The organism is Paradesulfitobacterium ferrireducens (genome assembly GCF_017310645.1).
GTDB lineage: Bacteria > Bacillota > Desulfitobacteriia > Desulfitobacteriales > Desulfitobacteriaceae > Paradesulfitobacterium > Paradesulfitobacterium ferrireducens.
The window spans coordinates 20,303-43,102 of sequence record NZ_JAFLRH010000040.1 but is presented as its reverse complement, the minus strand read 5'-3'; the positions used below and the strand labels follow the sequence as shown (position 1 = coordinate 43,102).

23 protein-coding genes are annotated in these 22,800 nt (G+C 49.7%); 1 reads left to right on the top strand and 22 read right to left on the bottom strand.

Annotated features, from left to right (window positions below; translation table 11 throughout):
- Positions 1 to 28: 28 nt before the first annotated feature.
- Entirely contained in the window at positions 29 to 700 is a 672-nt protein-coding gene (locus tag J0X21_RS12910) for a PspA/IM30 family protein (protein ID WP_206812615.1), read from the bottom strand.
- Between the two features lies 1 nt (position 701).
- A complete protein-coding gene (locus J0X21_RS12905; protein WP_206812614.1) occupies positions 702 to 1,412 on the bottom strand; it encodes a PspA/IM30 family protein in 711 nt (236 codons plus the stop codon).
- Positions 1,413 to 1,750: 338 nt separating this feature from the next.
- Here J0X21_RS12905 and J0X21_RS12900 point away from each other — a divergent pair, with 338 nt between their 5' ends.
- On the top strand, positions 1,751 to 2,005 hold the full coding sequence (locus J0X21_RS12900; protein WP_206812613.1) for a hypothetical protein: 255 nt from the start codon (positions 1,751 to 1,753) through the stop codon (positions 2,003 to 2,005).
- 219 nt (positions 2,006 to 2,224) lie between these two features.
- Here J0X21_RS12900 and hemZ read toward each other — a convergent pair whose 3' ends face one another.
- From hemZ to queA, 20 genes are all read right to left on the bottom strand, one after another.
- Entirely contained in the window at positions 2,225 to 3,787 is a 1,563-nt protein-coding gene (gene hemZ / locus J0X21_RS12895) for a coproporphyrinogen dehydrogenase HemZ (RefSeq protein ID WP_206812612.1), read from the bottom strand.
- Between the two features lie 134 nt (positions 3,788 to 3,921).
- The gene (locus tag J0X21_RS12890) at positions 3,922 to 4,539 is read right to left on the bottom strand and encodes an MBL fold metallo-hydrolase (RefSeq protein ID WP_206812611.1); all 618 of its coding nucleotides are present in this window, start codon (positions 4,537 to 4,539) and stop codon (positions 3,922 to 3,924) included.
- A 125-nt stretch (positions 4,540 to 4,664) separates the two neighbouring features.
- Entirely contained in the window at positions 4,665 to 5,114 is a 450-nt protein-coding gene (gene dtd / locus J0X21_RS12885; RefSeq protein WP_206812610.1) for a D-aminoacyl-tRNA deacylase, read from the bottom strand.
- Between the two features lies 1 nt (position 5,115).
- Positions 5,116 to 7,296: a RelA/SpoT family protein gene (locus tag J0X21_RS12880; RefSeq protein ID WP_206812870.1), complete on the bottom strand. Its 2,181-nt coding sequence runs from the start codon at positions 7,294 to 7,296 to the stop codon at positions 5,116 to 5,118.
- A gap of 118 nt (positions 7,297 to 7,414) precedes the next feature.
- On the bottom strand, positions 7,415 to 7,927 hold the full coding sequence (locus tag J0X21_RS12875) for an adenine phosphoribosyltransferase (protein ID WP_206812609.1): 513 nt from the start codon (positions 7,925 to 7,927) through the stop codon (positions 7,415 to 7,417).
- A 20-nt stretch (positions 7,928 to 7,947) separates the two neighbouring features.
- Complete coding sequence (gene recJ / locus J0X21_RS12870; protein WP_206812869.1) at positions 7,948 to 9,951, bottom strand: single-stranded-DNA-specific exonuclease RecJ; 2,004 nt, start codon at positions 9,949 to 9,951, stop codon at positions 7,948 to 7,950.
- A gap of 95 nt (positions 9,952 to 10,046) precedes the next feature.
- The gene (locus J0X21_RS12865) at positions 10,047 to 10,316 is read right to left on the bottom strand and encodes a LapA family protein (protein WP_206812608.1); all 270 of its coding nucleotides are present in this window, start codon (positions 10,314 to 10,316) and stop codon (positions 10,047 to 10,049) included.
- A gap of 12 nt (positions 10,317 to 10,328) precedes the next feature.
- Positions 10,329 to 11,255: a cation diffusion facilitator family transporter gene (locus J0X21_RS12860; RefSeq protein WP_206812607.1), complete on the bottom strand. Its 927-nt coding sequence runs from the start codon at positions 11,253 to 11,255 to the stop codon at positions 10,329 to 10,331.
- A 217-nt stretch (positions 11,256 to 11,472) separates the two neighbouring features.
- Positions 11,473 to 11,919: a hypothetical protein gene (locus tag J0X21_RS12855; RefSeq protein WP_206812606.1), complete on the bottom strand. Its 447-nt coding sequence runs from the start codon at positions 11,917 to 11,919 to the stop codon at positions 11,473 to 11,475.
- Between the two features lie 655 nt (positions 11,920 to 12,574).
- Positions 12,575 to 12,712, bottom strand: a complete 138-nt coding sequence (locus J0X21_RS12850) for a hypothetical protein (RefSeq protein WP_206812605.1) — start codon at positions 12,710 to 12,712, stop codon at positions 12,575 to 12,577.
- A 328-nt stretch (positions 12,713 to 13,040) separates the two neighbouring features.
- A complete protein-coding gene (locus J0X21_RS12845; protein WP_206812604.1) occupies positions 13,041 to 13,691 on the bottom strand; it encodes a DUF1638 domain-containing protein in 651 nt (216 codons plus the stop codon).
- A 141-nt stretch (positions 13,692 to 13,832) separates the two neighbouring features.
- Positions 13,833 to 14,327, bottom strand: a complete 495-nt coding sequence (gene ilvN, locus J0X21_RS12840) for an acetolactate synthase small subunit (RefSeq protein WP_206812603.1) — start codon at positions 14,325 to 14,327, stop codon at positions 13,833 to 13,835.
- Positions 14,328 to 14,330: 3 nt separating this feature from the next.
- Positions 14,331 to 16,025 carry a biosynthetic-type acetolactate synthase large subunit gene (gene ilvB / locus J0X21_RS12835; RefSeq protein ID WP_206812602.1) on the bottom strand — a complete coding sequence of 565 codons (1,695 nt, stop codon included), beginning with the start codon at positions 16,023 to 16,025 and terminating at the stop codon, positions 14,331 to 14,333.
- Between the two features lie 211 nt (positions 16,026 to 16,236).
- Positions 16,237 to 17,211, bottom strand: coding sequence for a protein translocase subunit SecF (secF, locus tag J0X21_RS12830; protein WP_206812601.1), 975 nt, complete (start codon positions 17,209 to 17,211; stop codon positions 16,237 to 16,239).
- Positions 17,211 to 18,443, bottom strand: coding sequence for a protein translocase subunit SecD (gene secD, locus J0X21_RS12825; protein WP_206812600.1), 1,233 nt, complete (start codon positions 18,441 to 18,443; stop codon positions 17,211 to 17,213). The genes secF and secD overlap by 1 nt, the downstream gene beginning before the upstream one ends.
- A gap of 84 nt (positions 18,444 to 18,527) precedes the next feature.
- Positions 18,528 to 19,190, bottom strand: coding sequence for an HD domain-containing protein (locus J0X21_RS12820; RefSeq protein ID WP_206812599.1), 663 nt, complete (start codon positions 19,188 to 19,190; stop codon positions 18,528 to 18,530).
- Positions 19,183 to 19,938, bottom strand: a complete 756-nt coding sequence (locus J0X21_RS12815; RefSeq protein ID WP_236006250.1) for an EcsC family protein — start codon at positions 19,936 to 19,938, stop codon at positions 19,183 to 19,185. The genes J0X21_RS12820 and J0X21_RS12815 overlap by 8 nt, the downstream gene beginning before the upstream one ends.
- 125 nt (positions 19,939 to 20,063) lie before the next feature.
- Positions 20,064 to 20,420, bottom strand: coding sequence for a preprotein translocase subunit YajC (gene yajC, locus J0X21_RS12810; RefSeq protein ID WP_206812597.1), 357 nt, complete (start codon positions 20,418 to 20,420; stop codon positions 20,064 to 20,066).
- A gap of 101 nt (positions 20,421 to 20,521) precedes the next feature.
- Positions 20,522 to 21,676 carry a tRNA guanosine(34) transglycosylase Tgt gene (gene tgt / locus J0X21_RS12805; protein WP_206812596.1) on the bottom strand — a complete coding sequence of 385 codons (1,155 nt, stop codon included), beginning with the start codon at positions 21,674 to 21,676 and terminating at the stop codon, positions 20,522 to 20,524.
- Positions 21,677 to 21,728: 52 nt separating this feature from the next.
- Positions 21,729 to 22,754 carry a tRNA preQ1(34) S-adenosylmethionine ribosyltransferase-isomerase QueA gene (queA, locus tag J0X21_RS12800; protein WP_206812595.1) on the bottom strand — a complete coding sequence of 342 codons (1,026 nt, stop codon included), beginning with the start codon at positions 22,752 to 22,754 and terminating at the stop codon, positions 21,729 to 21,731.
- Between the last annotated feature and the right edge of the window lie 46 nt (positions 22,755 to 22,800).

Genomic DNA, 22,800 nt, shown 5'->3' with positions numbered 1-22,800 from the left:
ATCGAATGTTAGATCAATTCTACTGTTTTCAATCGGAAAGCAAGGCAGTCAGCCTTTCCCTTTGTCCCACAGCTTTTAACTCCAAGAGCTTGGCCTTAAGCGTTGTTTCTGCCTGCTCCAGTTTATCCAAGTCTTCCTTCAGTTCTTTCAGCCTAACTTCTAATGCCGCTGCCTGCTCCGCCAGTTCCTGCCGTTGCTTGAGATACGAGCGTGCTCTTGTCTCGTCCGCATCAACGGTTTGTTTGGCTAACTCCTGGACAAGCGCCATTTGCTGCGTTAACGCAGACAGGGAATTGTTAATATCGGCAATGACCTTATTCGTCTCCTCTTTCGCCTTGACGATTTCCTTTTGTTTTCCCTCCAGGCTTTCGATCTCCCTCCGGATATCGTAAGGTATACGCCCTGCAGGCCCGTTATCTGCTCTATATGGTCTCCCAACCGCCTGACCACGTCTGCGCATTTCCTCTAAATCAAAGCGGGTAAAAGACCCTCTGTCCAACCGATCCAGGGCATCGTAATACTGATTTTGCGTGATTTCTCCGCTGGCGTACAGATTACGAATCTCAGCGCGCAGATTCCCGTATTCCTGATTTCTTGTTCTTGGCTCATAATATTCGCGGTCACGGCCCGGGTATGGATCAAAAAGACCCCCGCCGCAGCCAAAACCAAACATACTGCCCCAGCCTCTGCCTCCGCACATCTTATCTCCCTCCCGACACTTTTGTGGCCTTAAGCCTTGCCAGCTCAAGCTCTACTTGGGAATCAACACTCATTCGTTTGAGCTTGCGCTCAATATCATCTTTGCTATCGGCGAACACTTCGCTGATAATTCCTTGCTCTTCCAGTTCGTCAACAGCCAGCACTTTAGCCTGCATTTCCTGAATTCGGGCTTCTGCTCTTTCCACGGTCCTGGCAATGTTCTCAGACTCCGAACCAATCGTGGTGACGAGTTCCTTAACTTTAAGCTGAGCCTTGGAAGCTGCATAAGTTGCTTTTAACTCTTCTTTTTTGCTGCGGAAAGTGCGGATCTTATTACGCAACTCATCCTGTCTTTTAGAAATCGTTTGCAGTTGCTCAGCCATCTTCTCTATGTGCGCAGCCAGCTCAAGGGCACGGCTTTCAGCATCCACTTTGCGCAGGAGAGCTTCTTTGGCAAGATCCTCCTGCCCTAATTCCAGAGCTTTCTCCGCTTGTTCTTCGTACTTGCGGGCAGTTTCCAAAGCAGTATTCCGCTCAAGTTCCACTCTTATCTTAGCAGTTCCCAGCTCCACTGCATTGCGGGCCATGGACTGCAAGCTGTCTTCCATTTTGGTCAAGCTGTAGTCGAGCATTTCTTTGGGATCTTCGAGCGCGTCAATTCCTTTCTCTACTTTGGCTTCAAAAATATTTTTTAACCGACTAACTAGTCCCATGTGTAATTCCTCCTTTTTTTGCTCATGTGAGCTTACGACTTCAGTATAAACTTGCCATTTGAGCAACTGATGAAGGAGTTATGAATTTGTTATGAATATATACCTAATAAAAAAGCGCCCAGATTCCGAACATCGGAATTTCTGAGCACAAAAACCGTTTTATCAGGATTGAACAGCTAATACCGGATAAACGAAAAATCTATTGCTTCTAGGAGCAGGTAAAAATCCCCTCTCTGTCGAAGAGTTTTTTGATCTCTAAGAGCAGTGTCTTAGATTTGTGTCTTAAACAGGATCTAAAAGCAAAAGTCATCATATAAGATCAGTGGAGGGTATGAAGCATGGGTTATCTGTGGCCGGTTTTGTCAGCAATTATCGCTGTACCCCTGGCTTACTTGGCGGGATACAAGCTCAAAAGGTTTGTTCCGAAGGACAAAAGATTTGCTGTCGGGTTCTTCAGCATGGTCGGGCTGTTTTCTCTTCTTTTGCTGATCTCATGGCTTTTCGATACTGACTTTTTTACCCGTACCGGAGTCGGCACAGCCCTAGGCATCGGTTTCATGCTGGGAATGGCCGGGACGCCGGAGAAACGGTAAGCCCATGTCACTGACCTACTCTCCACGGCTCAAGCGAGGAGCCTGCGTTAAGCCTGTTCTGTCATAATTATCCCATTACACCTAAACCCCACAACTTGAAATTCGTATCACTATGCCCGTTCGAGCTGTTCAGCGTTTAAGATGCTAACAGATCCAGGGGAGCATTGAATATGACCAATCTTGATGAACCCGTATGCACATTTCCTTAATTAATCCAAGTTACTTCGTACCTCTTAGAGCCACAGCTGCGAAAGCCTGCGCTCTCTTGGCCTGCCCAGCCTGCCATGTAGCGGCATAGCTCTTCCAATCTGAGCGATGCTGAAAGTTCGTTAAACTATAGTTATCCGGATTAACCACTTTGCTGGATGCGCCGGCACCCAGGCCGATTATACTTTGGCGCTCCTCCATGATCGCGATGTTATAGCGGCACTCCAGGCCGGGCTTGGCATACCCGATGTTTTCCAAGTTCCCGGCGATATGCTTCTGACGGTAAAGATAATACGGCCTCAGCCCCCATCCCCGGACCACATTTCGGGTTAAGTTCTGCATATCTTCAATAACCGCAGCGGATGCGTGACGGTAACCCTGCTCCCATTCGCGGGAGCCCCGTTTGAGTGCGAGCGTATGCACGGTAAGGTTATCCGGTTCAAGAGGTTGAAGAAGATCGAGAGTCCCCTCGACTTCTGCGATCCCTTCTCCCGGAAGGCCTAAAATCAGATCCATGTTTATAACCCAATTTGAATATTCCCGGGCCATCTCATAAGCGGCAAGGACATCTTCGACCCGGTGCGCCCGGCCAATGCGTTTGAGGGTCTCGGCCTGCATCGTTTGGGGATTGACACTGAGGCGGTTTACGCCCGCGTCCCGCATGAGGGCAAACTTTACGGGCGTGAGAGTATCCGGACGTCCAGCCTCCACGGTAAATTCCAGGCCGGGTGCCAGCGGCAGGCGATTTTTTATTTCCTCGAAAAGTATATTTAACTCTTCAACGGTTAGTACCGTAGGAGTACCGCCCCCCAAATACAGAGAATCCGCACTGAAGCCAAGCCTGGCCATCATTTCACCCACTTGTGCGATCTCGGCGCGAAGGGCCTGCAAATATACAGCCAGAGCCTGCCGCTCCCGGTCAAGCGAATAGGCCGGAAATGAACAGTAACTGCAGCGCGTGGGACAGAAAGGAATGGCAAGATAGAGCGCTATGTGACCGGAGTTGACCGCAAATTCCTCTAAGTAAGGGCGTTGAACTGCGGCGATTTCTTGCAATAACCGAGCCCTATCGGCACGGATGGCGTAACGCTCGGTCAATATCTTGAGCTGCTGCCCCGGCGGAAACGCTTGATCATCCATCATATGTACGAGTTTGCTCGGGCGAATTCCGGTTAAAATTCCCCATGGCAATTCCGTGGCACATACTTGAGAAAGCAAACGCAAGACTGCATGTTTTAGAAGAAATTTACGCGGGGCTTCTGTTCCGATATTCGGAGTGGTTAAAATCTTAGTCATGTCTTCTGCTGTTAGGGAAATTGCTTTGGCCCCCCAGAAAGCAAAGAGGGGGCCATCCCCCTCCCTTTCAATCCTTATTACCCCTATCGAAGCAGCTGCTTCCGCTCTTTTTCCTGGTCCTTCAAGGCTATCCGTTCCTATCCGATTCAGCGCAGGATCTGCGTCCCCGATCTTAACCATAGCCTCCGGGAAAAAAGCTTTGACCAACTCCCGCGCGCCCTGCAGTTCTTCCCTCAAAAAAGTAGAACTTATTAAAATTATAGCAGTTATCTCATGCATGCAGGGCTACCTCCATCTCCATAATTGACCTTTAGCCAGGGCCTGCTGAACAGGGACTCTTCTATTTCAACCGTGTGAGCAATGCCAAAATGTGTGGACGAACAACTCTAAAAAACCTAATTAAAATTCTTGAACTATACTAAAAACGGATTGACCCGCTTTTCCGTGCCGATCGTCGTAGCTTCCCCATGCCCGGGATACACAGGCGTGTCATCCGGCAAGACCAAAAGCTTCTGCTCTACACCCTGTAGCAATTGTTCGAGAGAGCCGCCGGGAAAATCAGTGCGCCCGATGGAACCGGCAAACAAGGTATCTCCACTAATCACACCGTCAGCTGTAAGGAATGATACACTGCCGCGTGAATGTCCCGGGGTAGCCAGCACCGTGATTTTCTCGTGCCCCACGGTTAATTCTTGTCCATCATAGAGCAACATGTCAGCTGGCTGCATCTTGATCACCGGAGCGAAATAATAGGAAAGATTCTGGCGGTCGTCCGTGAGCATGTCGGCATCGGCGGAGTGAATTCCAACCTTGGCTCCCAAAAGTTCCTTAAGCTCATCCACCGCCCCGATATGATCCGCGTGGCCATGGGTTAGCAAAATGTACTCCACTTTCAGTTCCTTCTCCAAGACCCAACGGTAAATCTTTTTCCCTTCTGCTCCCGGGTCAATTACTGCCGCTTTTTTTGTCTCTCGGCAGTAGACCAAGTAACAATTAGCCCCCATCACTCCTACCGGACGACCTTCAATCATTATCCTTACCTCCTCGTAAATTTTGTTAGAATTCATGAGTCAGGAGTCAGAATTCAGAATGCCCCGAGATATATTTTCTCCGGTTCTCTATTCTGACTACTGAGTACTGACTCCTGACTACTCTTTTAAAACTTCTTCTCACTATCCAACAGCAAAGTCACCGGCCCGTTGTTGACCAGCTCTACGTCCATGTCTGCCTGAAAAATCCCTGTCTCAACTATAAATCCCTTTGCTCTCATCGCTCCCACTACTTGCTCAAACAAAGCACGGGCCTGCGTAGGCGGGGCCGCAGTAGAAAAGCTGGGGCGTTTTCCTTTGCGGCAATCCCCGTAAAGCGTAAACTGGGATACCAGCAGCACTTCCCCGTTCACATCCAGCAGCGAGAGATTCATTTTCCCGTCTGCATCTTCAAAAACTCTTAAGCCTGCGATTTTCTCTACCATCCAGGCTGCATCCGCATCCGTGTCTTTTTCCCCTACCCCCAGCAAGACTAAAAACCCGGACCTGATCTGTCCGACAACTTCTCCGTCTACCCTTACTGCGGCTTTTTTTACCCGCTGCACCACACTACGCACATTATTTCCCTCCGGAATGCATTCGGTTTACCTCAGCCACATCTTTAACCCGGCGGATTTTCTGCAGAACATGGTTTAAGTGATCCAGATTGCTGATTTCAATACTCAGTTGGATATAAGCAGATTTGTCTTTGCCCACGCGCGCATTGATCCCTAAAATACAAGTACGGGTATCCATGACCGCGTTGATCACATCTGTGACCAGCCGGGCCCGGTCCAGGCCGAGAATCTGGATATCCACCGGGTACGATGCCTGGGTTTGTCCATCCCACATCACTTCAACCAGGCGTTGGTGTTCCTCCCCGATCTGGGACTGGACATTCTCACAATCACTGCGGTGAATCGATACTCCCCTGCCCCGCGTTATATACCCGACGATTTTGTCCCCGGGCAAAGGGTTGCAGCAGCGGGAAAAACGCACCAGCACATTGTCCACCCCTTTGACCCGCACGCCATGGGAGGCTTTGCCATAGGCGCTCAGGCTTTTGGGTTCTCCCTGCTGCAGGTTAATAAGCTGTTGCCTTTCCCGTTCTTCTTTCGTTACCTCATCTTTCAAGCGCCCCAGAACCCGGTTGGCGCTAAGGGTGCCATCCCCGATTGCGGAAAATAGATCCTCGACTGTGGTATAATTATTGTTTTTAGCCAGTTCCAGCAAATAATCCAGTTTCAGGACGCCGGCCGGTTCCAGGCCAAGCTTTTTCACTTCCCGTTCCAGGCTCTCCCGGCCCCGGTTGATATTATCCTCGCGCTGCTCTTTTTTGAACCAGGCTCTAATCCGGTTTTTAGCCTGGGAAGTCTTAACAAAGGACAACCAGTCCCTGCTGGGTCCGGCCGCCTGCTTAGAGGTTAATATTTCAACAATATCTCCATTATGAAGCTTGGTATCCAAGGGCACAATCCGGCCGTTAATTTTAGCTCCGATACAGCGGTGCCCCACGTCCGTGTGCACCCGGTAAGCAAAATCGATGGGGCAGGATTCTGCCGGAAGCTCGACTACATCTCCTTTGGGAGTGAACACAAACACCGTATCCGCGAAGAGGTCGATTTTCAAAGATTCCATGAACTCCCCGGCATCGCGGGAGTCATACTGCCATTCTAAAAGTTGGCGCAGCCAGGAAAGTTTTTGCTCGAAATTCCCAGCCGGAGATTTACCCCCTTCTTTGTATTTCCAGTGGGCGGCAATCCCGTATTCAGCGGTGCGGTGCATCTCCCAGGTCCGAATCTGAATCTCAAACGGCTCACCATGCGCCCCGATTAAGGTGGTATGCAGGGATTGATACATATTCGGTTTGGGCATGGCAATATAATCTTTAAAGCGCCCGGGAATCGGCTTCCATAAGGTATGCACAATGCCCAAAGCTCCATAGCAGTCGTTGACAGAATCTACAATGACTCTGACTGCAGTGAGATCATAGATCTCATTTAATTCCTTATTTTGCGTCACCATTTTACGATAAATGCTGTAAAAATGTTTGGGCCGCCCGGAAATATCGGCATGGATTCCCACTTCATCCAGGCGCAGGCGCAGCTGCTCAATGACTTCGTTAATTTGCGCTTCGCGCTCCCGCCTTTTGAGGGCGATTCCTTCGACCAAATCATAATATTCCTGCGGTTTTAAGTAACGGAAGGCTAAATCTTCAAGTTCCCACTTGAAGCGGAAGATACCCAGGCGGTTGGCCAAAGGAGCGAAAATCTCCAGTGTCTCCTGGGCAATCTCCTTCTGCTTTTGCGGAGAGTGGTACTTAAGCGTTCTCATATTATGCAGCCTGTCCGCCAGTTTAATGAGAATGACCCGGATGTCTTTGGCCATAGCCAAAAACATCTTGCGCAGATTTTCAACCTGAAGCTCTACTTTCGTCTTGTATTCAATCCGGCCGAGCTTGGTCACCCCATCGACCAGCATCGCAATTTCCGAACCGAATTCCCGCTCCACATCAGCCAACGTATAGGCAGTGTCTTCCACCACATCATGCAAAAGGGCTGCCGCAATCGTACTTTCATCCAGTTCAAACCCGGCCAGAATCAGCGCCACTTCGAGAGGATGTTGAATATAGTTCTCTCCGGAGATGCGATGCTGTCCCCAATGCGCCTTCTCCGCAAATTGATAGGCCTTGGTGATGATATTAAGATGTGACGCAGGAAGGTTTGGGGGCAGTTTTGCCATTAACTCCTCCAGAGACATGCCATAGCTCCTCTCCTCCAAACTTAAAGAAAACTTGGCTTGCGCCGCAGGCGGAAGCCTTAGTTGCACTTATGCGCCCTCAGACTTATGCTTTCTGATTCGCTAAAAAAAGACCGTCCTAATACTGGACTAAAGAAAAGACCTCATAATCTTTAAGCCGCTCTCTTCCCTCTAAAAAGCTAAGTTCAATTAAATAGGCCATGCCCACCACCTGGGCTCCGGTTTTTTCCACCAATTTGGCCGTGGCCAGGGTCGTACCCCCAGTCGCGAGCAGATCGTCGACAATCGCCACTCTTTGTCCGGGGTGAAGGGCATCTGCATGCACTTCCAGGGTATCGGTTCCATACTCCAGATCATACGTCTGGCTTACGGTTGCAGCCGGAAGTTTCCCCGGCTTGCGCACGGGTACAAAACCCAGACCCAGGGCATAAGCCACCGGTGCTCCGAACAAAAACCCCCGGGCTTCCGGGCCGATGATCACCTCCGGCTGCCAAGGTTTGAGCGTCTTAATCAACTCATCGATCGCTGCCTGAAAAGCTTTGCCATCTTTAAGCAACGTCGTAATGTCTTTGAATGAAATTCCTGCTTTAGGGAAATCCTCGATCACCCGGATATGCTCTTTAATATCCATGCTCTTCCCTTCCTTCCAAATCATACTTTACTACAGCGATACCGCAGGGAGGATTCCAAAGACAGCTTCCCTTTGACCGGCAACAGCTCCAGCATGATCCTCCTGCTTCCGCCCAGACAGCGGATAAACCCCAATTCTTCGAAAATCTGCAGCGCTTGCCGCTGCTCTTCCTGCACGTCCCAAAGGAACGGGTTTTCCATCTTGGCTGCAGCTTGGAGCAGACAATAGAACTGAGCCAACCCCTCCCGCCCTTGATAGGCATAACTTGTCCCATTAACATCCGGATCATGAAAGCCGGGACCGGGGCTATCGAGTGCAGCCGCTGCTTCGGATGCGGCAAGCCCTTCCCCCGACCAAATGGCAGCGTCCTCGATATCTTTCACAACGACTTGTACTCTTTCCTGCCCTTGGAACGTATTCAATTCCAGGTTAAAGGCCAGATCCAAAGCCGGCTTGTCTGCTAATTCTTCCAAGCGCTCCCCCTGGCGAAAAGCAATCCCCCCGAGATAACCGTCCTCGCCCAGATGAAGTTTCAGGTGTTTTCCTTCCTGACCCACCGCCTCTATCCGGTGTACCGGCATCTCTTTAACAGCAAGAACCGGAGAGGGATTGCCGAAACCATAGGGTGCGAGTTTTTCTAACTCCTGCTCTAAGCCAACAGTAAGCACTGTGGGTTTAAGAACGCAGTCTATCTTGAGCACTTCCTGAAAAACCTCTTGCGCCAAGAACTCAGCTTGTTCATTAAGGGCAGCCCGCAAATGCGCAATATCTTTGACTGCCAGGGAAAAACCGGCAGCCTGACGGTGACCGCCGAATTTATGTAATAAATGCGCCTGCGTCTTTAGCTGTTCGAGCACGTGATAGCCCGGAATCCCCCGTGCCGACCCCTTAGCCTCTTCCCCTTCTTCTCCCATAATGAAAACCGGGCGATAATAGCGCTCAACCAGGCGGGAAGCTACAATTCCTATTACCCCATGATGCCACCCGGACCCTGAGATGACAATGACTTTGGGTAACGGGCCTTGTTCGATCTGTTCCACTGCTTTGGCCAAAATTTCTTGTTCCAGACGCTGGCGGGCCAGGTTTTCCTTCGTTAGCTCCCGGGCCAGTTCTAAGGCGCGCTCCCCTTTTCCGGTGAGCAAAAGCTCCAATCCTTTACGGGCGCTGTCCAGCCGGCCGGCCGCATTAATCCGGGGTGCTACCATAAACGCAATCTGGCCTGCTTTGAGTTCTTTCCCCCTAAGCCCACATTCCTCAAGCAAAACCTCGAGCCCAAGCAGCGGCGCCTCTTGCATCTTTTTTAAGCCATAATGAACTAAGATCCGGTTTTCCCCTATCAGGGGCACCACATCCGCAATTGTACCCAAGGCTACTAAGTCCAGGACTTCTTTCTCCGCACCGGGTCTGCCAATCTCCTCCAGCAAAGCCTGCACTAGCTTAAATGCAACCCCGACCCCGGCCAGCTCCTGAAACGGGTAAGCGGGTTCACATTTGGGGTTAAGCACAGCTAAGGCCGCCGGTAAAATCTCAGGCGGTTCGTGATGGTCCGTAATGATGACATCGATTCCGGCGGCAGTGGCATACGCAACTTCCTCGGTGGCAGTAATACCGCAATCCACTGTGATCAGGACTTTTACCCCTGCCTGAGCAGCCCGCGCGATTGCTTCTTGATGAAGCCCGTATCCTTCTTCCTGCCTGCTGGGTATGTAGGTCACAGCCTTAAATCCCAGATCAATGAGAACCCGATAAACAAGGGCCGTACTGGTCACACCGTCAACATCATAATCCCCGTAAACAAGCACCTTCTCTTCCCTTTCGCGGGCTAAAGCCAAGCGCTCAAGCGCTTTCGTTATGTCACGAAATAAGAAAGGAGACGGAAGGCTAAGTAAGCTCGGTCTTAAAAAAGAGACCGCTTCCCGGGGAGTTTTAATCCCGCGCTTCGCTAAAATGTCCGCGAGAACGGTCGAAATCCCGAGCGTTTCGACAAGTTCCCGGGCAATCGATCTGTCAGAACTGGAAACCATCCAAATTTTGCGCACGCTTATTTCCTCCAGACCTATTCATTATAAAGCAAAGGGGACTGGGACAGCAACTTATACCCATGAGAAGGGCTGTCTCCTTAGTCTTTTTGGTTCTTTACATTACGATCTGTTTCGGGATCAGGCGACGCGCTTTTGGGATCAGGCACCCCTTTCTTACGCTTAAACTCGCGCCAGAGCGCAAGCAGAAACACGATCAAGGCTCCTGCAACCGCGGAAGCGAATATAACCAAAACCAGCGGCACTTCTTTAACACTCCAAAATATGTTAATGGTTACCGGAGCCGCATTTTGGACTGCAAAAATTGCCACCAGCAGGGCAAAAATTAATGAAAGCATTAAAATATACAAGTTCTCAACTCCTTATCCTTGACCTTTTTTATGATTGCATTTCCGCTCCGTCTCCTGGCATTCGGCGCAGGATGTCATGCGGTCGGTGCACGGCTCGGAATGAATCAGGACATGGGCTTCGTGCAGTTCTCCCTTAATCTCATTTTCAATCCGGTTGCACAAATCGTGGACCTGGGCAACCGAGGTATCTTTCGGAACCACCAGGTGTAAGTCAATGTGACGTTCAGCCCCGGCCTTGCGGGTGCGCAATTTGTGAAACTCCACAAACTCATGCCCATGCTTATTGATAATAGAGGCAATGATTTCCGTTTCTTCAGCAGGCAAGCTCGCATCCACCAGAGGCAGGAAAGCTTCCTGGGTTAAGCGAATCGCTGCCCTGATAATCAGCACGGCCACCACTATCGCCACCAACGGGTCAAACATACTCCAACCGGTAAGATAAATGAGAAGGAGTCCGATAAATACCCCCGCCGAAGTATAGACATCCGTACGCAAGTGCAGGGCATCTGCTTCCAGGGCAACCGAATCCGTCTTTTTCGCCACCCTCATCAGCATGGTCGATACGAATAAGTTGAGCCCGGCGGAAAGGCCCATAATGACAAGGCCCCAGCCAAGGCTTTCAACCTGCGAGCCGGTCGTTAATTTATGAAAGGCCTCGATCATAATCCAAGTGGCTGCCACAAAAATCAGCAAGGCTTCCACGGTTCCGGATACATTCTCAATCTTGCCGTGACCGTAGGCGTGTTTAGCATCAGCCGGTTTACCGGATTCACGCACTGCAAAAAAAGCGATAATGGCAGCAAACAAATCAATACCAGAATGGATCCCTTCCGACAGGATACTTACGGAACCGCTGGAAACTCCGATGACCATTTTGCTTACGGTCAAAAAAGAATTGGATATTACTGACATGGAAGCGACCTTTGTTTTCTCCTCCATCCCTGACACTCCTATCTGCCTTGCACTCCTAAAAAGTTTTCCCGTTGTTATCTCAAAATAACGTAAAAAAGGAACTTCCACCAGTAAAGGAAGTCCCACGGAATTCAAGCTCCGCTGCCCAGCATTTGGGCCCAGCCGTTTTAGCCTGACACATTGTTATTCTATGTATAAGATAACAAATAAGTTACGTTTGTGCAAGCAGGAACTATGGTTATTCCTAAAATGCTAGAAAATTGCCATATATAATAAAAGCCACGCCCAAGAGCAAGCGCCAGGCGGAAGGGGCCAATCCCCAAGCCACCTGCCCCTTCTTGGGGGCAGGTATAAGACCGGTCCCGAATATAAGCAGCCAGATCACAACCGCTAAGATTGGCGTAATAAAGGCAGCAAATACAACCAGACTAATAATCCCTCCCACAAAGCCAGTGGTAAAATTGCTCCGGCCGGCTTTACGGTTTAGGCCAAATAAAACACCGATTCCGAGGACTGCCCCAATTATTAAGGGAATTTCCCAGCGCCAAAAAACCGCCGAATCATGCATCATCCAATTCAGGATGGATAGCATAAAAACGGCCACAATCGTCCCCCGGATCCCGGCGACAAACGCCAGCCCGGCACATAGCAGTACCAGCGCCTCCAACAAAATCATCGGAACAAGTCCCAATGAGCATCCTTCCCTGTCTTTTTGCATAGTATGTCCCACAGGCCTAAGTTCTAATCTATATTTCCTTAATAATCCACTCGAGGAACATCTATCCATTAATATACATATTGTGTACTAGGTAGTGTCCGCACTCGCCTAAACTATCAGACTAAGGAGGGGCAACCTATGTGGGGTCGTTGGTTTTGGGGCTGGCCCTGGTGGGGCTTTGGCTGGGGCTGGCCATGGTGGGGCTGGCGTCGTTGGTGGTGGTAAATCCCTGCTCTTAATCTCGTTCTTTCTCAGATCTTGCTATCTTAATCTCGCTCATTATCAAGATTCTATGCACAAAAGACTGCCCATGGATTTCCGGATCCGGGCAGTTCTTACTTTTAAGGCATGATTTGAGGAAACAGCAGCTTTTCTCCGTTAATTCATTAACGCACTGGTCAGCCTTAGAAATAATAAAGGCGACCCTAAGGCCGCCGAATCTATCTTTAGAATACAATACCGAGCGCGATGAGGAGAAGAATGATTACAACGACGATCGCAATACCTGCTCCCCAACCCGTACCAACACCTGCTCCGTATGCCATAATAATATACCTCCTTCAAAACATAAGATGATGTGCTTTAATCAGTTAAGAGAGAGTCCAGAGTCCACTGTCTATTCGCTTAATTAGAAGATTACACCCAGAGCAATCAGAATCAGAATAGCAATCGCGATGATGCCTACACCAACGCCCCAGCCATACCCTACTCCAACGCCGCATCCATAACCGGCATAAGCTCCTGCTCCGTATCCAAATCCGTACATGTCTTTACCTCCTAAAATTGAGTTTTAATTCCTTTAGAATACAATACCCATTGCAATAAGCAAGAGGATAATTACCACTACTATCGCAATTCCCGGTAAGAAGTTCGGTCCGCAGCCGTCAACTGCCGGTCCCGCAAACGCCATATTGCCTTCTCCTTTCTCACTGGAATTATATGGGTCTAATACAAAATATGCCCTTATGTCAAAAGTGCTCATTGTTTCCGAAAAAAATTAAGTATAAAAAAGGCCCGTCCTTCTTCAGAAGAACGAGCCGGTGATTCTAAACCCTATTAAATTCCACGGCAAATCATTTCGGTCTATTTTCCTTTTAGCGGTCCTCTTCGGCCAGAGCGCTGATCAAAACTTCTTTTAGGCGCTCTAAGCCTACCGGCTCCGCCACAAGCGGTATCGAAGCCCAATCCGAGAAATCCAGAATTTCTTCCACATGTTCTAGGGCGTACTCATCAAAAAAGTTGATCGAATCAAGCATCAGGCCACCGTCGGTATATTGTCCAAAGTTTTCATTGGCATTGGCCTTATCCCAACCCTTAAATTCGAGTTCCCGGTATTTAAGCCACCCTGGAGTACACCACCAGATTTTCCGCCCTTGGGCGATCCGTTCCCGTTCCTCGACAGTCGCAACCATATCAATGCAGTTTTCTACCTGAGTACGGGCAATATAGTATCCGTCTTCCCGCATCTCATCAATCACGGTATCAATGGTTCGGTAGGAATCACGCATATTAATGTAGCAATATTTTCCGCCGTAGACCACAATAATTTTTTTAGCCTGTTTTTTGGCCAGATCAAGCTGCTTCTGCAATTGTTTTTCCAATTCTTCCGGCACCTGGTGAAGTCCGGGTGTCGTATACAGAAGCTTAGCGTCCAAGAAGCCTGTTTCTTTGAGATAATTTAACTCCGGAATCATCGTGCCGCAAGCTACAATTGCATAATCCTTAAACGATACTTCTTGACCCATATCTTTTCCCCCCCAACCTTTTTCTTGGAACCCGTCTGCGTCTTAATCTTTATGTTATTCTGAGTTTAATACCCTATACCGGTATGTGTCAATCAGAAATTTCAAAGATTATTTCAACTGGGTAGGGGAGTATGGAAATCTTTATAGTTCTTTCGCAGGAACCGGCCCGCGAGAGAGGGCGATTTTACCTGTACGCACGATTTCAATAATGCCATAGTCTTTTAGCACTTCGCACAAGGCGTCAATTTTAGTTTCTTCCCCGGTGAGCTCAATCACCATGGTTTCCCGGTTCACATCCACGATTTTGGCACGGAAGATATCGACGATGTCCACCACATTGGAACGATTCTCTGCACTGGCTTTCACCTTTATCAACGCCAGCTCCCGGTGGATGGAATCTCCCGCCGTCAAATTGCTGATCTTAATGACATCGACCAGTTTTGAGAGCTGGTTTACGACTTGCTCTAATTCAATTTCATCCGCTTCCACCACAATGGTGATCCGGGTGGTATCCGGTTCTTCCGTATACCCGGCGGCGATACTCTCAATATTAAACGCCCGGCGGCTGATCAGTCCGGAAATATGGGTCAAAACCCCCGGCCTGTTTTCTACCAACACTGCTAAGGTGTGTTTCATGTTTTATTCACCCCCCATAATGATCTGGTCCAGACGGGCTCCTGGAGGAACCATGGGCAAAACATCTTCCGTCGAGGGCACGATCACATCAATAAAGACCGGTCCTGGAATCTCCATGGCTTTCCTTAAGGTTGGCTCTAATTCTTCCGGCTTGCTTACGCGCAAACCCGTAGCACCCATAGCCTCAGCGAGCTTGACAAAGTCAGTGCGCCCTTTGAGGCTGGTATGGGCTAAACGACCCTCATAAAACATGCGCTGCCACTGGGCCACCATCCCTAAGACCTGGTTATTCAAGATAATCACTTTGATCGGGAGATTATTATTGGCGGCGGTCGCAATCTCCTGGCAATTCATCATGATCCCGCCGTCTCCGGCAAAGAGAAAGACGGTCTGATCCGGCTTGCCCATTTGCGCTCCAATAGCGGAAGGAAGTCCATAGCCCATGGTTCCAAGCCCACCTGAGGTGAGAAATGAACGGGGGTTTTTAAAACGGTAGTACTGGGCCGTCCACATTTGATGCTGCCCCACATCCGTGACAATCACAGCTTCTCCCTGAGTCAATTCGCTCACTTTTTCGATGACAGCCTGAGGCATTATCACATCGGTTCTCTGTTCATAGCTAAGCGGTTTATCCTGGGCCCATGTTTTAACTTGCCGGCCCCAGTCCGCGATAGGAGCTCTCCATTCCCCGGGTTTCCTGTTTCCGGCTTTGGTTAGCAACGCTGGCAGCGACCAGCGCAAATCACCCACGACCCGGATATCACTTAAAACATTTTTATTAATCTCGGCCGGGTCAATGTCAAAGTGAATCACTTTGGCCTTAGACGCGAAATCCGCCAGCAACCCGGTAACCCTGTCATCAAAGCGAACCCCGATTCCGATGAGGAGATCACATTCTGTAGTCGCAATATTGGCGGCATAGGTGCCGTGCATCCCTACCATGCCCAGATGCTGAGGATGGTCAGCCGGCACCGTGCCAAGCCCCATCAAGCTCGAAGTAACCGGGAAGCCGGTTAAGTCCGCCAGTTCCGTGATTTCGCGCGCCATATTGGCCAGGTTTACCCCACCCCCGACAAAAATAAGCGGTTTCTTGGCTTCAGCTATGGCCTCAAACGCTTGGTCTATCGCGCTTTGATCCCCTTCGAAGATGGGGCGGTAACCCCGCAGGTTCACACTTTCAGGATACTCGTACTCAAAGGTTGCCGCGAACACATCTTTGGCCACATCAATCACCACCGGACCCGGACGCCCGGTGCGGGCAATAAAAAAAGCCTCTTTAATCACACGCGGCAGGTCTTCAACCTTTTTCACCAGGTAGTTGTGTTTGGTAATCGGGGTGGTAATTCCGCGGATATCCGCTTCCTGAAAAGAATCCCGTCCGATTAAAGGAACCGCCACCTGTCCGGTAAAGGCCACAATCGGTATCGAATCCATATAGGCGGTGGCGATTCCGGTCACTAAGTTCGTGGCCCCCGGGCCGGAAGTGGCCATACACACTCCCACTTTGCCGGTAGCCCGCGCATACCCGTCAGCTGCATGGATTGCCCCCTGCTCATGGCGGGTAAGGATATGATGGAAGTCAGCCTTATGCAAAGCGTCATAAAGGGTGAGCACGGCTCCCCCCGGATAACCAAATACAACTTCGACATTTTCTCTTCTTAAACTTTCAATAATTGCTTCTGCTCCCGTAATTCTCACAGGTCACCCTCCTCTAAGGTTATGTACCTATTATAGTACACAGCGCTAAACCTTGTCATTATACAAATATACGCCGGTTTAGGATAAAGAAAACTTCCTGATTAGCTAAAGGAAAACTTACCCCAGGACTTGTCCAAGGGTAAGTTTGCGTTAATATCTTTGACTCAACAAGGTATTTTCTTTTTCTAAGCTATCAATATTTCTCTTTGAGCTAGGCCCGTGCCTTGACCACTCTTCCACCTTTGCCGAAATGCTTCCGAATCTCAACCAGGATTTGGCTGGCATTAAAGATTGAAGAGTAAGCTCCGCTGAACACCCCGATCAGCATAGCCAGGGCAAAGACCTTTGTCGATTCTCCACCCAGAAGAAAGATGGAAAGAAGGGCAATTAAAACTGTTACGACGGTCTTAATAGAACGACCCATGGTCTGCCACACCGATTTATCGACCACATCTTCATAGCTTTCTCCGCGTTTCATGCGGGTTTCATTTTCACGGATACGGTCGAAAATAACAACGGTATCATTAATTGAATAACCAAAAACGGTTAAGACAGCGGCCACAAAGGTCGAATCAATCTGGATCTGGAAAATCGAGAAGATCCCGACGGTAACCAAGACATCGTGCAGCAAGGCGATGATTCCTGAAATCGCGAAGGCGAATTGGAAGCGGAAAGAGATATAGGCAAGCATCAAGGCCGAGGCAATAATCAAAGCCCAAAACGCATTGCTGGTGAGTTCTCTCCCCATAGCCGGGCCGACTTTATCTTCTTTGAGAGAAGCGCGGTCAAAATCCCCTGCCTTTTGCTGGATCGCGGTTAGGAGTTGGTTGCGTTTATCTTCTTCCAGAGCATCTGTTCTGATGAGAGCAACGGTAGCTCCATTTGACAGCTGAACGCTCCCATCCAACCCTACGGCATTCAAACTGTCGGTAATCGCAGTTTGGGTCACGGGTTTATTAAACTTCATATCAAGCATGGTGCCGCCTTTGAAGTCAATCCCCAGGTTCAAACCCTGCACAAAGAGGGAGATTATCCCCGGAATAATGACAATAAGCGAGATGGCAAACCACCAGTACCGTCTTTTAACGATATTAAAATAGAGAGGATGCATCTTTTGCACTTGTTCATAGGTTTCCGCCTTGGCCGCGGGCGTTGAGGGGGTCTGGGATGTATTTTTCTGAGCCATTATGCTTCCCTCCTTACGCCAAACCAGAAAGTACTCATGCGCGGGCTGATACCCACGATCCAGCGGAGAATCATACGCGTAAAGGTGATGGCCGTAAACAAGCTGGCGATAATACCCAGACCCAGGGTAATCGCAAACCCTTTGATCGACCCCGTTCCGAGGAAGAACAGGGTAGCCGCTGCAAACATGGTGGTAAGGTTGGAGTCAAATACGGTAATGAAGGCCCGGCTGAATCCCGCTTCAACCGCGGCGCGCAGGGATTTGCCCAGGCGCAGCTCTTCTTTAATACGCTCGTAGACGATAATGTTTAAGTCCACCGCCATCCCCACCGACAAGATGAAGCCGGCAATTCCGGGTAAGGTTAAGACTGCTCGGAACAGCCATAAGGCCCAGAGCATAATCAAGGCAAATACCACCAGGCTGAAGTTGGCCACCAATCCGGGCAGCCTGTAGAAGAGCAGCATAAATAGCACAATAAAGACTAAGCCGTAAATACTCGCCTGGATGCTTTTATTCAGAGAATCAACACCTAGAGAAGCGCCCACTTGCCGTTTCTCCGCGATGCTCATACTTACAGGCAATGAACCGGAGCGGATAAGCACGGCATCGTTGGCCGCATCCTCCATGGAGGAATATCCGGTAACCTCTGCTTGACCATTGGGAATCGGTTCATTAACTTGAGGATTTGTCAGTATTTTTTCATCAAGGTTAATACTGATACGTTGTCCCACATATTTCGTCGTTAAATCAGCGAATTTCTTGGCGCCTTCGGGTGAGAACGTCAAATTAACCACAAATTCTCCCCGTTGATTCTGTCCGGCACGAGCATCTTTCAGCTCATCCCCCTCCAGCACCACATTACCCTGCGGATCGCGGAAAGTAAGCTTGGCCGTAGTTTTAAGCACCGACACGGCTTTGTCAGGATCTTGAACCCCGGCTAAATCGACAATAATTCTCTTTTTATCATAATCCGTCTGAATATAAGGTTCTGAAACTCCTAAATCATTGACCCGTTTTGAAATGATCGCCTTGGCTTTGTCCATATCTTCCCGGGTGATTGCCTTTCCGTCGGCACCCGGCTGAGCCTGCAACACTAAGTGGACACCGCCGCGCAAGTCAAGTCCCAATGGAATACCATTAGTGGTATTTGTGAGGGGTTGAATCGAAAATGCCACGGCTAAGGCTGCGAGCAGCACGAGTGCTGCGAGCTTGATGATGTTTCCCCGTCTCATCTATGTTCCTCCCTTTTAACAATAATGGGACTTGCCCATGCCAAAATTAATTATAAGGCTTGGCTTGTCCCAGTGTCAATTTATTCACAGCAGTTTCACACTGTTAATCCATAGTTCAAAATTTGCGCCTAAAAATTCAGCAGCTTTCCGGCATAAAAGCATGCGCGCCAGGAAAATTTCAAAATAATCCATCACCGGGCAAATCTTCGTGTCAATGGTTAATTCAAGGGCAATTCTATCTTTGCCGTAAACGCGTAAAAAGGAATGCTCTACCGCATAGTTTACCCGGTCGTGAATATCAAACGTAGCCGGATCATGATTGCGGACACGGGAACGGTGAACATCCGATTTATCCGCAAGAATCAGCGCCGCCGACACGGCACTGACCGGATGCCCGTCACTCTCGTCATGATTTCCGATTGCACCGATGATGACCGCAATTTCCTCCGGAAGCAGCGCGTACCGCTCCAGAATCTGAGCCGCCAGCACCGCGCCAATCTGGGCATGCCTGTTTCTATTGATCACATTACCAATGTCGTGGAGATAGGAAGCAATCGCCGCCAACTCCAGCTCCCGCTCACTATGCTCAAGTTTTTGCAGAATGTTGGAGGCAATATGAGCAACCAAACCCACATGCCTGTACCCGTGTTCGGTGTAGCCAAGAGCTTCCAGATGGCGGTTCCCGCCTTCGATATATCCCTGAACCAGAGCATCCGCCTTAATTTCTTCGATGGTCACCTTATTCATGCACTCTTTCCTCCACCGGCAGCAGGCGCAGTCGATAGCAGTTCATTCCTACCTGGCCCAGCTCCTCTAAGAGACCGTAATTGGCCCACGCACCTACGACGGCTCCCACTCCGGGAAGCATCTGCAGCATCTTGCGCAAATCGATCGTATCCCGGTACTCCCGCTGAAACTTTTCCCAATCAATCTGTTCCAGGTATTTTGTTCCGGAAGGCCATTTTTCCACGGTCTCTTCCCAGTGAGCAATGGCATGGTACAAATTCGGCTTTTGTTCTTGACTGGAAAAAGCCAGTTGGAAGACATAGAGCAGAAAAAGGCGTTCATGATAATCTTGTGTTGAAAACCCATAAACATGTGCCAGTTCAAACAAGAATTTCATCTTAATCGCCATTAAGGCCGGGAAATCTGCCATCCCCAGAACAAAGCCGCCGGCTCCCGTACCGGCCCCTTCAGCCGCTGCAATCTTTTTATAGTCGGATAACAAATTCAAAGCCCATCGGTCCCGTTCCGCTAAAGACAACCCTTGCGCAGGCGCGTTTTTCGGAACGAACTCCAGCCCAAAAAGCACGGTCTTAACCAATCCTTTCACGGTTGCAGTCAAAAGCGTATGGACCTTATCCGGAATCATATCGTTAATTTTCGCCTGCATGCCCTTGGATGCCCGCTCCCACAGGCCCGGAGGCTTTAAGTTTTGCCTCCCCCAGGCCTTGAGCTCGGCGCGCACTTTTTCTTCATAAGCATCTTTCCCCATATTGGCCCCCATTAGTGGTAATCCCTAAGGAATTCTAATTCAAAAGCAAGCGGCTTTACCACTTGCTTTTGATTTTAAGCTAGCTTTTCATTTTAAGCTAGCTTTTTATACTATTGCTCACATACTTAAGCTTCTGCTTTTTCCTGCTCCGCCTTTTCTCCACTCTCATCACTATTGTTTTTATCCTCTTTATTCTTCTTGTCATCCGCAGTGATTTCCCGGTTTTCCACACTGGCAATCCCGGCTTTGGCGATTTCAATTTCCACTTTGTCCGCGATTTGCAGGATGACGGATTTGTCTTTGACTTTCATGATTTTGCCATGGATTCCGCCGACCGTAATGACTTTGTCTTTGACTTTCAAGCTGCTTAATAAGGCCTGGCGTTGTTTCTGCTGCTTTTGCTGGGGCCGGATCATGAGAAAGTACACGATACCGAAAAACACTGCAAAATAAAGGACTAGGGTAACGGTTGAACTTGGCATTAATGGTCCTCCTTTTTTCTCTCACACTTGTATTTTTCCCAAATTACTCAACTATTCAGCACACCCTGGTCAAAATCCTGCCAATAACAAACAAATTTTATTCAACAACTCTCCCCATTTTCCGCAGCTTGATCCCGGCTGTCATAGCCGTAGTCCGCAAAGAACCGCTCCCGGTATTCCGGCAGTCGCTCCTGGGCAATGGCTTCGCGGATTTCTCTCATAAGAATTTGGAGGAAGCGCAGGTTGTGAATAGTCATCAGGCGCAGCCCCAGGATTTCATCCGCTTTCAGCAGATGACGGACATAGGCCCGCGAATAATTGCGGCAGGTATAGCAGTCGCACGTCGGGTCAATCGGCGTGAAATCCCTGGCGACATTGGCATTACGCACCACCAGCTTGCCAAAACGGGTCATGGCCGTGCCATTGCGGGCAATGCGCGTGGGCAGGACGCAGTCAAACATATCGATCCCGCGCATTACTCCCTCAATTAAGGCATCGGGTGAACCCACTCCCATTAAATAACGGGGCTTATCCCGGGGCAAGAGCGGAACCGTGTACTCCAGCACCTCATACATAATTTCCTTAGGCTCCCCGACACTTAACCCGCCAACTGCATACCCAGGCAAATCCAGCCCAGTAATTTCAGCTGCGCTTTGTTCGCGCAAATCCCGGTACACCCCGCCCTGCACTATGCCAAACAAGGCCTGGCGGTCGGTCGTGGTCAAGGTGTCGCGGCAGCGTTTGGCCCAGCGGGTGGTCCGCTCCAGGGAATCCTTGGCATATTGATGCGTGCAGGGGTATGGAGCGCATTCATCAAAAGCCATGACAATGTCTGAACCCAAGGCCATCTGAACCTGGGTTGCGATTTCCGGGCTTAAGAATTGGCGGGAACCGTCTAAATGGGAGCGGAATTCCACGCCCTCTTCCTTGATCTTTCGCAGGTCACCCAGGCTAAACACCTGAAACCCGCCGCTGTCCGTTAGAATGGCCCCGTCCCAATGCATGAAGGCGTGAAGCCCCCCGGCCTCTTTGATTAAATCTTGTCCGGGGCGTAAAAAAAGATGATAAGTATTGCTTAAAATAATGCCGGCACCCAAGTCTGTAAGCTCCTCCGGGGTCATGGTCTTGACCGTGGCCTGGGTCCCGACCGGCATAAAAACGGGCGTATCAATCACGCCATGGGGGGTATGCAGTTTTCCCAAGCGAGCACGCGTGCGCGTATCTTCTTTCAGTATTTCCAAATGAATCGCAGGCAAACCCTTCACATCCTAACGCCAATTTAAGATAACTTTACTATAATAATTTGCCTTAAATAATCAACATGGAATCCCCAAAGCTGTAAAAGCGGTAACGCTCCCGCACCGCTGTTTCGTAAGCCTGAAGCAGAAATTCCCTCCCGGCAAAGGCACTGACAAGCATGACCAAGGTTGATTTGGGGAAATGAAAGTTCGTAATTAAAGCATCCACTGCTTTGAAGCGATAGGGCGGATAAATAAAGATGTCGGTCCACCCTTCTCCCGCTCTCACTAAGCCCTCGGCATCAGCAATGGACTCTAAGGTCCGGGTCACGGTCGTACCCACCGCAATGACCCTCCGTTTCTCAGCTTTGGCCCGGTTAATCTGCTCAGCGGCTTCAGGCAGCACCCGGTAGTATTCCGAGTGCATCACATGCTCTTCGATCCTTTCCGCCTTAACCGGCCTGAACGTGCCCAGCCCCACGTGCAGCAATATCTCTGCGGTTTCCACTCCCCGTTCTTGCAGCTTTGCGAGCAATTCCGGGGTAAAGTGAAGCCCGGCTGTCGGGGCAGCCGCCGAGCCGCTTTCTTTGGCATAGACAGTCTGGTAGCGCTCCTGATCCTCCAATTGCTCCCGAATATAGGGGGGCAACGGCATACGCCCCAGACAGTCTAATAACTCCTCGAAGACACCTTCGTACTGGAAGCGGACTTTGCGGTTGCCGTCCGGCAAGACCTCAATCACTTCAGCCGCAAGCATTCCCTCGCCGAATAATACCTTATTCCCAATCTTGAGGCGTTTGGCGGGCTTGATCAGAACTTCCCAGACATCCCGTTCTTCCCTGCGTAGGAGCAGCAGTTCAATCTTGGCCTCTGTCTCCTGTTTCACTCCAATCAGGCGGGCCGGCAGCACTCTGGTATGATTAAGCACGAGCAAATCCCCGGCTTTTAGCAAGCCGGGCAAATCATGAAAGATTTTATGGTTTACAGTCTGCCGTTCCCGATCTAAAACCAAGAGGCGGGACGAATCCCTAGGTTCTACCGGAGTTTGGGCGATGAGTTCTTCCGGTAGATGAAAATCGAAATCCGAAGTCTTCAAGCGTGAGTCTCCTATCTCTAAAAAAGTACTCAGACATCCATGCTGC